Origin of the sequence: Brevibacillus sp. NRRL NRS-603, assembly GCF_003013445.1 — a bacterium.
Taxonomy (GTDB): domain Bacteria; phylum Bacillota; class Bacilli; order Brevibacillales; family Brevibacillaceae; genus Brevibacillus; species Brevibacillus formosus.
On sequence record NZ_PXZN01000032.1, the window covers coordinates 81,546 to 94,364 of the forward strand.

The following is a 12,819-nucleotide window of genomic DNA, read 5'->3' on the forward strand; positions in this document are numbered from 1 at the left end:
GTATCCAATACGGACACCCGATTCAATTCCTACCAGCGATAGTGAGCAAACGCTTTGTTCGCTTCAGCCATCTTGTGCGTGTCTTCACGCTTTTTAACTGCTGCACCGGTGTTGTTAGCAGCGTCCATGATCTCGTTAGCCAAACGTTGTTCCATGGTTTTCTCTCCACGGTTACGGGAGTAGTTAACCATCCAACGCAGTCCAAGAGTGGTACGGCGCTCCGGTTTTACTTCGATTGGTACTTGGTAGTTAGCACCACCTACACGGCGAGCTTTAACTTCCAGTACTGGCATTACGTTTTTCAGTGCTTCTTCAAACACTTCCATCGGGTTGCGACCAGTGCGCTCCTGAATGATGTTAAATGCGTTGTAGAGAATATTTTGCGCTACACCGCGTTTACCATCCAACATCAGGCGGTTAATCAAACGAGTAACCAGCTTGCTGTTGTAAATTGGATCAGGCAACACGTCACGACGGGTTACAGGACCTTTACGAGGCATCGTATTCCCTCCTTCTTTTCGTTATAAATTCACGCCACTTCACAGGCGCTTTTTTATTACTTCTTCGCTGCTGCTTGACCTGGCTTAGGACGCTTAGTACCGTACTTGGAACGACCTTGTTTACGGTTGTTCACACCAGCAGTGTCAAGAGCACCACGAACGATATGGTAGCGTACCCCTGGCAAGTCTTTTACACGACCGCCGCGCACCAGCACGACGCTATGCTCTTGCAGGTTGTGGCCAATACCACCGATGTAAGCTGTTACCTCGATTCCGTTTGTCAAACGCACACGAGCGTATTTACGCAACGCGGAGTTCGGTTTTTTCGGAGTCATGGTACCTACACGAGTGCAAACACCACGTTTTTGAGGAGAGCTTTGGTTGGTTTGGCTTTTCTTGAAGCTGTTGTACCCCTTTTGAAGAGCTGGGGACTTAGACTTCACAACCTTATCCTCGCGACCTTTACGCACCAATTGGTTAATTGTAGGCATGATGTTACCTCCCTTCTTAATACCCAATCTTCAAGACCACAGATCCAGGTGAGTCATTTTTAGGTCAAATAGAAAGTCCTTGTCCAGTATTACGCAACGTGTAACTACAGACAAAAACATCGTTAACCACTCTTTTTAATCGCAGCAGTAGCTGCTCCCACTTCAATTCCGCACGCTTTGCCTAGACGGCGCATGGAATCTACATGGATGACTGGAACACCCTTCTCTTTGCAAAGGAGCTCGACTTTTTGGGTCAAACGTTTATCCGCATCAAGAGCGATATACATTGCTTCTACCTGTTGGTTTTCCACAGCTTTGATCGTCTGTTTGATACCGATCGTCAAGTCCTTGGCCCGCTCTACTTTTTCATAAGACATGATTCTCATATCCTCCAAAGTACAGATGTCAGGCACACTTGAATATAATATCAGGTGGGCTAGTTGTTGTCAACGCCCTTTTGATATTTTTTATTTAAGGAAAGCGCCCACCGATCGGTGATGGGCGCTTTTCCTGCCATTACTCTACAGAAACTGCTTCTTGCTCAGCTTTCGCTGCTTCCAGCTCTGCTTCGTAATCTACTTGACTAGCAACTTTTACATTGCGGTAACGTGACATACCGGTACCTGCTGGAACCAGCTTCCCGATAATAACGTTCTCTTTCAAACCTAGCAAGCGGTCCACTTTTCCTTTGATCGCTGCATCGGTAAGAACGCGAGTCGTTTCCTGGAAGGATGCTGCCGACAGGAAGGAGTCGGTTTCGAGGGATGCTTTGGTGATCCCCAGAAGAACCGGACGGCCCACCGCTGGATTTCTGCCTTCCATGAGAACTTTTGCGTTCGCTTGCTCAAATTCAGGAACCTCAACATAGGAACCTGGCAAGAGGTCTGTATCTCCGCTGTCGATAACGCGCAGTTTGCGCAGCATCTGACGAATCATAACCTCTACGTGCTTGTCGTTAATTTCTACCCCTTGCATACGGTAAACTTTTTGTACCTCTTGCAAGATGTAGTTGGAAACGCCGCGCATACCGCGAACTTTGAGCATTTCTTTCGGGTCTACGGAACCTTCCGTGAGCTCGTCACCTGCATTCAGCTTGACACCAACAGAAACCTTGATGCGCGAGCCATACGGTGCTGCATACACTTTGTTCTCCGCTTCTCCACGTACTTCGATCTCGCGACGATCTTTCCCTTCGCGAATATCAACAACTTCACCATCGATTTCGGAGATAACTGCTTGCCCTTTCGGATTGCGCGCCTCAAACAACTCTTGAATACGCGGCAAACCTTGGGTAATATCGTCTCCCGCAACCCCACCGGTATGGAAGGTACGCATGGTCAGCTGGGTACCCGGCTCACCAATGGACTGAGCAGCGATAATACCAACTGCTTCGCCCACTTCCACCTCGGCTCCTGTAGCCAGGTTGCGTCCGTAGCACAGTTTGCAGACACCATGGCTGGTGCGGCAAGCAAGTACGTTACGGATGTAAACGTCAGTGATTCCAACTTTTTCGATATACTCGGCAACCTCTTCAGAGATCTCCTCATTGCGGTGCACGATAATTTCTTTTGTCTCAGGGTGGCGCAAAGTCTCGAAGCAAGTACGTCCTACCAGACGGTCAGACAGCTTCTCGATTTCTTCTTTACCATCCTTGATCGCTGTTACACGGATACCTTTATCTGTTCCGCAATCGGTTTCGCGTACAATCACGTCTTGGGCAACGTCTACCAGACGACGAGTCAGGTAACCCGAGTCCGCTGTACGCAAGGCTGTATCGGCGAGACCTTTACGCGCACCGTGCGTGGAGATAAAGTACTCCAATACCGTCAGACCTTCACGGAAGTTGGATTTAATCGGCAACTCGATGATTCGACCAGATGGGTTTGCCATCAGACCGCGCATACCAGCCAGCTGAGTGATCTGGGATACGTTACCACGGGCACCGGAGTTCGCCATCATGAAGATCGCATTGAACTTATCCATGGACTTCATCAAAACGTCTGTTACTTCATCCTTCGCTTTGGACCAGATGGAGATTACGCGGTCATAGCGCTCGTCTTCGGTGATCAAACCGCGACGGAACTGCGTCATAACAGTTGCAACCTTTTCATCCGCTGCGTCGAGGATGTCTTTTTTCTTTCCTGGTACCGCAATGTCCGCTACGGCAATTGTGATACCTGCTTTCGTGGAGTACGTGAAGCCCAGTTCCTTAATCTTGTCGAGGATCATGGACGTTTTCATCGTACCGAAACGACGGAAGCACTCGGAAATGATCGTTCCCAAGAAGCCTTTCTTCACCGCACCCGGATCAGGCAGGTTCTTGATGAACTCTGTAACGTTGGTACCTTTATCGAAAATAAAGTATTCGTCAGGAACCATGTTTTGCAGGTTGCCTTTCGTTGGTACGTTGATGAACGGCAGATCTGCAGGGAAAATTTCATTGAAGATTACTTTACCTACTGTCGTTACGAGAAGCGCGTTCTCTTGACGCTCAGTAAAGCTGGTTTTGCTCAGGCGTTTTGCTGGCAGAGCGATGCGCGTATGCAGGCTGATAAAGCCTTGCTGATAAGCGGCAATCGCATCGTGAGGATCGCGATAAATCGTACCCTCTCCTTTGTCGCCTTCGCGTTCCAGTGTCAGGTAGTAAGAACCAAGCACCATGTCCTGGGATGGTGTTACTACAGGTTTACCGTCTTTCGGGTTCAAGATGTTCTGCGCTGCCAGCATGAGGATACGGGCTTCTGCCTGTGCCTCAGCAGACAACGGAACGTGAACCGCCATTTGGTCACCGTCGAAGTCCGCGTTGTACGCTGTACAAACGAGCGGATGCAAACGGATCGCACGGCCTTCAACCAGAACCGGTTCGAATGCCTGGATACCCAGACGGTGCAAGGTGGGGGCACGGTTCAACAGTACCGGATGCTCGCGAATAACGTCCTCGAGAACGTCCCATACCTCTGGCTGAACGCGCTCAACCTTGCGCTTTGCGCTCTTGATGTTGTGAGCGAGGCCTTTGGAAACCAGCTCTTTCATCACGAACGGCTTGAAGAGCTCCAGTGCCATTTCTTTAGGCAAACCGCACTGATACATCTTCAGGTTTGGTCCTACAACGATAACGGAACGACCGGAGTAGTCAACACGCTTACCGAGCAGGTTTTGACGGAAACGACCTTGTTTACCTTTCAGCATATGGCTGAGAGATTTCAAAGGACGGTTTCCTGGTCCTGTTACCGGACGTCCACGACGACCGTTGTCGATGAGCGCGTCTACTGCTTCCTGCAGCATGCGTTTCTCGTTTTGTACGATAATGTCAGGAGCACCCAGTTCGAGCAGGCGCTTCAGACGGTTATTACGGTTGATTACACGGCGGTACAGGTCATTCAGGTCGGAAGTGGCAAAACGTCCACCATCCAACTGAACCATTGGACGAAGCTCTGGCGGGATAACCGGCAGTACGTCGAGAACCATCCAATCCGGGTGGTTACCGGAGTTGCGGAATGCCTCGAGCACTTCCAGACGCTTGATCGCACGGTTGCGACGCTGGCCTTGTGCCGTTTTCAAATCTTCTTTTAACGTTTCCACGTCTTTATCCAGATCGATTTCTGCAAGCAGGCGTTTGATCGCTTCTGCTCCCATCATCGCTTGGAAGGAGTGGCCGTATTTCTCACGATAGTTGCGGTACTCTTTTTCGGAGAGCAATTGCTTTTTATCGAGAGGAGTATCACCTGGATCGGTTACTACGTAAGAAGCAAAGTAGATTACTTCCTCCAGGGAACGAGGGGACATGTCAAGCACCAAGCCCATACGGCTTGGAATCCCTTTGAAGTACCAGATGTGAGAAACTGGGGCAGCCAGTTCAATGTGCCCCATGCGCTCACGCCGTACTTTGGCGCGGGTCACTTCCACGCCGCAACGGTCGCACACTACACCTTTATAACGAACACGCTTGTATTTACCGCAATGGCATTCCCAGTCCTTGGTCGGTCCAAAGATGCGTTCACAGAACAAGCCGTCTTTTTCCGGTTTCAGTGTGCGGTAGTTGATCGTCTCTGGCTTCTTCACTTCCCCGAAAGACCACGAACGGATCTTATCGGGGGAAGCCAAGCCGATCTTCATATATTCGAAGTTGTTCACGTCAATCACAGGGCGTTACCTCCCTTGGTACCGGAATCTTACTCGTCGTTCAAGCTTCCGCCTTCGAGAACGAGGTTCAGTTTTTCACCGTTGCCTTCATCCTCGTCTTCCATTTCACGCATTTCAATCTCCTGCTCGTCTCCGGACAGAATCTTCACGTCCATACCCAAGCTCTGGAGTTCCTTGATCAATACCTTGAAGGACTCTGGAACACCTGGTTCTGGAACGTTTTCGCCCTTAACGATCGCTTCGTACGTTTTCACGCGGCCCACGACGTCATCGGACTTGACAGTGAGAATTTCTTGCAAGGTGTAGGCAGCACCATATGCCTCCAATGCCCAAACCTCCATCTCCCCGAAACGCTGTCCACCGAATTGAGCTTTACCACCCAATGGCTGCTGCGTAACAAGAGAGTAAGGACCAGTAGAACGAGCATGGATTTTGTCGTCAACCAAGTGAGCCAGTTTCAGCATGTATACGCAACCTACCGTTACACGGCGGTCAAACGGTTCACCTGTACGACCATCAAACAAGATCGTTTTCCCGTCACGATCCAGACCTGCTTCTTCCAACGTTTCGAATACTTCTGCCTGACGTGCACCGTCGAATACCGGCGTTGCTACGTGGATACCCAGAAGCTTCGCTGCCATACCCAAGTGAGTCTCCAATACCTGACCGATGTTCATACGCGAAGGTACGCCCAACGGGTTGAGTACGATCTCTACTGGAGAGCCATCTGGCAGGAACGGCATATCTTCTTCCGCCATAATGCGGGCGATAACCCCTTTGTTACCATGTCGGCCGGCCATTTTGTCACCCACGGAGATTTTCCGTTTTTGGGCGATGTAAACGCGAACGAGTTGGTTTACGCCTGGTGGCAATTCGTCGCCATTCTCACGCGTAAATACTTTTACGTCTACGATGATACCGGAACCACCATGCGGTACGCGCAAGGATGTATCACGAACTTCACGAGCTTTTTCACCGAAGATAGCATGCAGGAGGCGTTCTTCTGCTGTCAGCTCAGTAACCCCTTTAGGTGTAACCTTACCAACGAGAATGTCGCCGTCCTGAATCTCCGCACCAACACGGATGATACCGCGTTCGTCCAGGTTTTTCAGAGCATCTTCCCCAACGTTAGGAATGTCGCGAGTGATTTCCTCTGGCCCCAGCTTGGTGTCGCGAGCTTCGGACTCGTATTCTTCAATATGGATAGACGTATACACGTCATCTTTTACAAGTTTTTCACTCAGAAGAATCGCGTCTTCGTAGTTGTATCCTTCCCACGTCATAAACGCAACGATTACGTTACGACCGAGAGCCAATTCACCTTTTTCGGTGGATGGGCCGTCCCCAATGATATCGCCTTTCTCAATCCAGTCTCCAGTGCTAACGATTGGACGCTGGTTGATGCAGGTACCTTGGTTGGAACGGATAAACTTGTGCATTTTGTATTTATCGAGATCGCCGGCAACTTTTCTGCCGTCGATTTCTTGGTAACGACGAATCCAGATTTCGCGAGCCGTTACGCGCTCTACTTGACCCGGATGCTTGGCAACGATCGCCACGCCGGAGTCTTGCGCTGCTTTATGCTCCATACCTGTACCGACAAACGGTGCTTGTGGAATCAAAAGCGGAACGGCCTGCCGCTGCATGTTTGAACCCATCAGTGCGCGGTTGGCGTCATCGTTCTCGAGGAACGGAATCAGCGCTGTCGCTACGGATACAACCTGCTTCGGCGATACGTCCATGAAGTCTACCTTGTCGCGCGGTACGCTTAAGATCTCACCTTTACGACGGCAGATTACCATGTCGTTTACGAAACGGCCATCTTCATCGAGTGGCTGATTCGCCTGTGCCACGTTGAACACGTCTTCCTCATCAGCAGTCAAGTAGCTGATATCAGTCAACACGAAACCTGTTTCCGGATCTACTTTACGACGAGGCGTTTCAATAAATCCGTAATCGTTAATGCGTGCAAAGGACGACAGGGAGTTGATCAAACCAATGTTTGGTCCCTCTGGCGTCTCAATTGGACACATACGACCGTAGTGGGAATGGTGAACGTCGCGCACTTCGAAGCCCGCGCGCTCACGCGTCAAACCACCAGGTCCGAGTGCGGACAGACGGCGTTTGTGCGTCAGCTCAGCCAATGGGTTAGTTTGATCCATGAACTGGGACAGCTGCGAGCTACCAAAGAACTCCTTCAGTGATGCAATCACTGGACGGATGTTAATGAGAGCTTGCGGTGTGATTTGGTTTTGATCCTGGATGGACATGCGCTCACGAACCACGCGCTCCATACGGGACAAACCGATACGGAACTGGTTCTGCAGAAGCTCACCCACGGAACGCAGACGACGGTTACCCAAGTGGTCGATATCATCTGTGGAACCAACACCGTGCAAGAGGTTCATGAAATAGTTGATCGCCGATACGATATCCGACGGCGTAATATGTTTGAAGGACTTATCTACATTTCCGTTTCCGATTACTTTGATGATCTTGCCATCCTCAATCGGAGAGAAAATATTGATAGATTGCAAATGAATTGCTTCATCTTCCAATACACCGCCATGCGTGCGAACATCAATAAAGCCGATATTGCCTTCCAGCGCTGGCAAGATGCGATCCAGGACACGACGGTCAATCATTTGACCTGCTTCGGCAAAAATTTCACCCGTTGTCGTATCGATCAGTGTCTCAGCCAAACGTTGGTTGTACAGACGGTTTTTCAAATGAAGCTTTTTGTTCATTTTGTAACGACCAACAGAAGCCAAATCATAGCGCTTAGGGTCGAAGAAACGAGAGATCAAGAGGCTCTTCGCATTCTCGACTGTTGGTGGCTCACCCGGACGAAGACGCTCGTAGATTTCAATGAGCGCTTTTTCCGTAGAATCGGTATTGTCTTTTTCCAGCGTGTTCTTGATGTATTCATCTTCACCCAGCAAGTTGAGAATCTCGATGTCGGAACCAAAGCCCAACGCACGCAAAAGAACCGTTACCGGGATTTTTCGCGTACGGTCGATGCGGACATAAATAACGTCCTTCGCATCGGTCTCCAGCTCCAGCCAAGCACCCCGGTTCGGGATTACTGTAGCTGTAAACGTCTGCTTGCCGTTTTTGTCCACTTTGGTGTTGTAATATACACTGGGGGAACGAACAAGCTGGCTGACAATAACGCGCTCAGCACCATTAATAATGAAGGTTCCCGTTTCGGTCATGAGCGGGAAGTCCCCCATGAATACTTCTTGTTCCTTCACTTCTCCCGTCTCTTTGTTCAACAAACGTACCTTCACACGCAGAGGCGCCGCATAGGTGACGTCACGTTCTTTCGACTCGTCAACATCGTACTTCGGCTCTCCCAAGCTGTAGTCGATAAACTCCAGCACGAGATTACCTGTGAAGTCCTGGATTGGCGAAATGTCTTGGAACATCTCACGGAGCCCCTCATCAAGGAACCATTGGTAGGACTTTTGTTGAATCTCGATGAGATTTGGAAGGCCCAGCACTTCGTTAATACGTGAATACGTACGACGCTGGCGGTGTCGGCCACTTTGAATCACTTTACCTGCCAACTTATTCACCCCTCAGGTTGTGTTTTCACACATAGAAACTCGGCATTCGGCAACTTCTTTCAGTCGCATTCGAATGCCTAAAAATAAAAATGGGTTAAAGCAGCTTCAACCATTTTTAACCCAGAGAAACTCTATTTTAAAAGAATTCCCATGTTTTCACGCAAACATTCCTATCTCAGGAAAAAAGTAGAAACGCTTGACGGACAGGGAATTGCTGAAAAATAGACATTTATCCCATATTGACATTTTATAATGCTACCACATTCAATTATTCGCGTCAAGAAAACTTTTCTAATGATTTCTTCTTGCTTATTTGATTGCCCTAAATATGTGATAGCCTTTTTCCCGATCTACCTCTATTACTTCACGGTACGTTTCCTGCAGCTTTTTCAATGCGGATGGGGCGCCTTGCTTCTTCTGAATGACAACCCACATTTCTCCGCCTTCTACCAACAGGTCATATCCCTCTACAAAAATGCGATGAACGATTTCCTTACCCGCACGAATCGGCGGATTGGTCAGAATGACATCAAACTGCTCGCCTTGCACGCCGCTGTAAACATCACTCACTCGAACCTCAACATTTTTTATTCCATTTGCTTCTGCATTACGACGAGCCAGGTTAACCGCACGCTCATTCACGTCGATCATCGTCACCCGACCATGATCAGCAAGCTTGGCAGCCGTCAATCCCATCGGACCATACCCGCATCCCACATCAAGCACACGCGCATGACTGTCGATCTCCATGTTCTCGATGAGCAATACACTTCCAAAGTCAATCCGGTCTCGGGAAAAAACGCCAGCATCCGTTATGAAACGAAATTCATTACCACGGAGTTTGAACGTAAATTGCTGTTCATCATGTGCAGCGCCCGGTTGATTGGTATAGTAATGGTCTGCCACGTGTGATTCACCCTTCCTCATCGTTTAAATAAACCTTTATCATCAAAAGTTTATAGAAAATCCCCCTGCCGCAGGCAAGGGGATATCCTAAAGGAAGCTAACTTACTTTACTTCTACTTGAGCGCCAGCTTCTTCGAGTTTTGCTTTGAGGGCTTCTGCTTCGTCTTTGGAAACGCCCTCTTTGAGTGTTTTTGGAGCGTTGTCTACCAGGTCTTTTGCTTCTTTCAGACCCAAGCCAGTCAGCTCGCGAACAACTTTGATTACGTTGATTTTGGAAGCGCCGCCGCTTACCAGGTTTACAGTGAACTCAGTTTGCTCAGCAGCAGCTTCTGCTCCGCCACCAGCAACTACAGCTACAGGAGCAGCAGCAGTTACGCCGAATTCTTCTTCAATTGCTTTTACCAGATCGTTCAGTTCGAGAACGGACATGCCTTTAATGGCTTCCAAGATTTGCTCTTTAGACATTTGTAAATCCTCCATTCAAGGAATAGTATTTGTAAAACATTAACCGATCAGACGATTACGCGCCTTGACCTTCTTTTTGTTCTGCCACTGCTTTGACTGCCAGTGCAACGTTGCGCATTGGAGCTTGCAGGACGGAAAGAAGCATGGACAAGAGACCTTCGCGGTTCGGCAGGGAAGCCAGAGCTTTAATTTGCTCAGCATCAACTACTTTACCCTCGATAACGCCACCCTTGATTTCCAGCTTGTCGTTTTTCTTAGCGAATTCAGCGATAACTTTCGCTGGAGCGATGATATCGTCTTTGGAGAACGCCAGAGCGTTTGGTCCAGTCAGATATTGATCCAGTTCAGTCAGGCTTTCCTTCTCAGTAGCCAGACGAGTCAGGGAGTTTTTCAACACCTGGAACTCAACACCAGCTTCACGCAATTGCTTACGGAGCTCAGTTACTTGTGCTACTGTCAGACCGCGGTAGTCAGCTACCACTGTAGTTTGGCTTTCGCGAAGCTTAGTTGCGATTTCGTTGATCGCTTGTACCTTTTCTTCACGAATAACGGTTGGACGAATTTCTGCCATTGTTTACACCTCCCGTGCTCTAATCCTAGAAAATGAAGAATGCCCTCGCAGACTCACGAGGGCATAATGCTATATCGTCAAAGGAAAACAGCGTTTCCTCATTCGTACATTACACGCCTCGGAGGGATATTAAGCGTTACTCTCACAAGCATCGCACCTTCTGTCTACGGCATATTCTTTTCATCAACAGGGACTATCTTAACAACTCCCGTAAAGGAAGTCAAGTGTCATTATTTTACAGCTACGCGTACGCCAGGGCCCATAGTGGAGCTCAGGGTTACGTTTTTCATGTAAACACCTTTAGCAGCAGCTGGTTTCGCACGGTTCAGTGCTTCAGTCAGAGCAGCCAGGTTTTCTACCAGTTTGTCAGCATCGAAGGATGCTTTTCCGATAGGAGCGTGGATGTTACCCGCTTTGTCTACACGATACTCAATTTTACCTGCTTTGATTTCGTTAACCGCTTTAGTTACATCGAAAGTAACTGTACCGGTCTTAGGGTTTGGCATCAGGCCTTTTGGACCGAGTACACGACCCAATTTACCTACTTCACCCATCATATCAGGAGTAGCTACTACAACGTCAAAGTCGAACCAGCCACCTTGGATTTTTGCGATCATGTCTGCATCGCCTACGAAGTCTGCGCCAGCTGCTTCTGCATCTTTCGCTTTTTCGCCTTTTGCGAATACGAGAACACGTTGTACTTTACCAGTACCATGTGGCAATACAACTGCGCCACGAATTTGTTGGTCAGCACGCTTAGGATCTACGCCCAAACGGAAAGCTGCTTCAACAGTTTCATCGAATTTAGCTGTAGCTGCTTTTTTAACCAGCTCAACGCCTTCAACTACTTCGTATACTTTGTTTTTATCAACGAGCTTTACAGCCTCTTGATATTTCTTACCTTTTTTCGCCATGATTAAATCTCCCTTCAATGTGGTCGTAGCGGTTGATCCTCCCACAGACAGGGGGGCACAACGTCTGTGCCCCCTTGCACTCAAGACAATTAGTCTTCGATTACGATACCCATAGAACGAGCTGTACCTTCTACCATGCGCATAGCCGCTTCTACGGATGCAGCATTCAGGTCAGGACGCTTCAGTTCTGCGATTTCACGAACTTTATCACGCTTCAGCGTAGCAACCTTTGTTTTGTTTGGTACGCCAGAACCGGACTCGATACCAGCAGCTTTCTTCAACAGAACTGCAGCTGGAGGAGTTTTTGTGATAAAAGTGAAAGAACGGTCTTCAAACACGGTGATTTCCACCGGAATGATCATACCAACTTCGCTTTCAGTGCGAGCATTGAATTCTTTACAGAATCCCATGATGTTTACACCAGCTTGACCGAGAGCCGGACCTACTGGAGGTGCAGGATTCGCTTTACCTGCTGGGATTTGTAATTTAATTACGCGGATAACCTTCTTAGCCACGTAACACACCTCCTTACTTCACATGTGGTTATTACGGGGGAATGCCCCCTCCCACCGTTTTTTGAAAGTCTCTATGTAAAAGACTTTCGATCTATAGTGAGAGTGCAAGAAACCCCAATTAGTGTTGTGGGATTGTTAAAACAAAATGAAATGTACCACATAGCGCGATACTTTTCAAGTTGAATCCTAATCCAATTTTTGAACTTGTGTAAAGTCTAGCTCTACCGGTGTTTCGCGACCGAAGATGTCCACCAATACGCGAACCTTCTGCCTGTCCGGGTGAATCTCGATAATCTCCCCGGTGCGATTGGAAAATGGACCATCTATGACGCGCACCATATCGCGGAGAGCATAATCGACTCTGATCTTGGGAATTTCGATCCCCATTTGCTTGAGAATCGTATCGGCCTCTTCAGGACGCAGCGCTGTCGGTTTAGAGCCAGCACCCGTGGATCCGACAAAGCCGGTAACCCCAGGGGTGTTGCGCACGACATACCAAGAGTCGTCCGTCATCACCATTTCAACAAGGACGTATCCAGGAAACACTTTTTTCGTGACGGTGCGCTTCTTACCATCCTTGGTTTCCACCTCTTCTTCAGTGGGAACAAGAACGCGAAAGATCTTGTCTTCCATGCCCATCGACTCGAGTCGCTTCTCCAGATTGGTTTTCACCTTGTTTTCGTAACCTGAGTACGTATGAAGTACATACCATGCTTTTTCCATATCCAACAGGACGTTAACCGTC

At 48.7% G+C, this 12,819-nt stretch carries 11 protein-coding genes and 1 other annotated feature; all 11 genes read right to left on the reverse strand.

Annotated elements, in window-relative coordinates:
* Positions 1-29 precede the first annotated feature (29 nt).
* The 11 genes from rpsG to nusG all read right to left on the reverse strand — a co-directional run bounded on the left by rpsG (position 30) and on the right by nusG (position 12,797).
* Positions 30-500: a 30S ribosomal protein S7 gene (rpsG, locus tag C7R94_RS23075; protein WP_047074718.1), complete on the reverse strand. Its 471-nt coding sequence runs from the start codon at positions 498-500 to the stop codon at positions 30-32.
* 56 nt (positions 501-556) lie between these two features.
* Positions 557-991: a 30S ribosomal protein S12 gene (rpsL, locus tag C7R94_RS23080; RefSeq protein WP_012683978.1), complete on the reverse strand. Its 435-nt coding sequence runs from the start codon at positions 989-991 to the stop codon at positions 557-559.
* Positions 992-1,113: 122 nt separating this feature from the next.
* Positions 1,114-1,368 (reverse strand): 50S ribosomal protein L7ae-like protein, encoded by a 255-nt coding sequence (locus C7R94_RS23085; protein WP_106785060.1) that lies wholly within the window; start codon positions 1,366-1,368, stop codon positions 1,114-1,116.
* A gap of 139 nt (positions 1,369-1,507) precedes the next feature.
* Complete coding sequence (gene rpoC, locus C7R94_RS23090; RefSeq protein ID WP_106785062.1) at positions 1,508-5,134, reverse strand: DNA-directed RNA polymerase subunit beta'; 3,627 nt, start codon at positions 5,132-5,134, stop codon at positions 1,508-1,510.
* A gap of 29 nt (positions 5,135-5,163) precedes the next feature.
* Complete coding sequence (gene rpoB / locus C7R94_RS23095) at positions 5,164-8,703, reverse strand: DNA-directed RNA polymerase subunit beta (RefSeq protein ID WP_088910280.1); 3,540 nt, start codon at positions 8,701-8,703, stop codon at positions 5,164-5,166.
* Between the two features lie 309 nt (positions 8,704-9,012).
* On the reverse strand, positions 9,013-9,609 hold the full coding sequence (locus C7R94_RS23100) for a class I SAM-dependent methyltransferase (protein WP_048035650.1): 597 nt from the start codon (positions 9,607-9,609) through the stop codon (positions 9,013-9,015).
* A 102-nt stretch (positions 9,610-9,711) separates the two neighbouring features.
* Complete coding sequence (rplL, locus tag C7R94_RS23105) at positions 9,712-10,074, reverse strand: 50S ribosomal protein L7/L12 (RefSeq protein WP_088910278.1); 363 nt, start codon at positions 10,072-10,074, stop codon at positions 9,712-9,714.
* A gap of 55 nt (positions 10,075-10,129) precedes the next feature.
* A complete protein-coding gene (gene rplJ, locus C7R94_RS23110; RefSeq protein ID WP_016742852.1) occupies positions 10,130-10,645 on the reverse strand; it encodes a 50S ribosomal protein L10 in 516 nt (171 codons plus the stop codon).
* Positions 10,646-10,669: 24 nt separating this feature from the next.
* Positions 10,670-10,833, reverse strand: a sequence feature (ribosomal protein L10 leader region).
* A gap of 42 nt (positions 10,834-10,875) precedes the next feature.
* Positions 10,876-11,559, reverse strand: a complete 684-nt coding sequence (gene rplA / locus C7R94_RS23115; protein WP_047074730.1) for a 50S ribosomal protein L1 — start codon at positions 11,557-11,559, stop codon at positions 10,876-10,878.
* 89 nt (positions 11,560-11,648) lie between these two features.
* On the reverse strand, positions 11,649-12,074 hold the full coding sequence (rplK, locus tag C7R94_RS23120) for a 50S ribosomal protein L11 (RefSeq protein WP_005828886.1): 426 nt from the start codon (positions 12,072-12,074) through the stop codon (positions 11,649-11,651).
* A gap of 186 nt (positions 12,075-12,260) precedes the next feature.
* The gene (gene nusG, locus C7R94_RS23125; protein WP_017247036.1) at positions 12,261-12,797 is read right to left on the reverse strand and encodes a transcription termination/antitermination protein NusG; all 537 of its coding nucleotides are present in this window, start codon (positions 12,795-12,797) and stop codon (positions 12,261-12,263) included.
* Between the last annotated feature and the right edge of the window lie 22 nt (positions 12,798-12,819).

Bases quoted from the DNA above. Each gene is read 5' to 3' on its own strand.
- rpsG (WP_047074718.1), bottom strand. From the start codon at position 500: ATGCCTCGTAAAGGTCCTGTAACCCGTCGTGACGTGTTGCCTGATCCA.
- rpsL (WP_012683978.1), bottom strand. From the start codon at position 991: ATGCCTACAATTAACCAATTGGTGCGTAAAGGTCGCGAGGATAAGGTT.
- C7R94_RS23085 (WP_106785060.1), bottom strand. From the start codon at position 1,368: ATGTCTTATGAAAAAGTAGAGCGGGCCAAGGACTTGACGATCGGTATC.
- rplL (WP_088910278.1), bottom strand. From the start codon at position 10,074: ATGTCTAAAGAGCAAATCTTGGAAGCCATTAAAGGCATGTCCGTTCTC.
- rplJ (WP_016742852.1), bottom strand. From the start codon at position 10,645: ATGGCAGAAATTCGTCCAACCGTTATTCGTGAAGAAAAGGTACAAGCG.
- rplA (WP_047074730.1), bottom strand. From the start codon at position 11,559: ATGGCGAAAAAAGGTAAGAAATATCAAGAGGCTGTAAAGCTCGTTGAT.
- nusG (WP_017247036.1), bottom strand. From the start codon at position 12,797: ATGGAAAAAGCATGGTATGTACTTCATACGTACTCAGGTTACGAAAAC.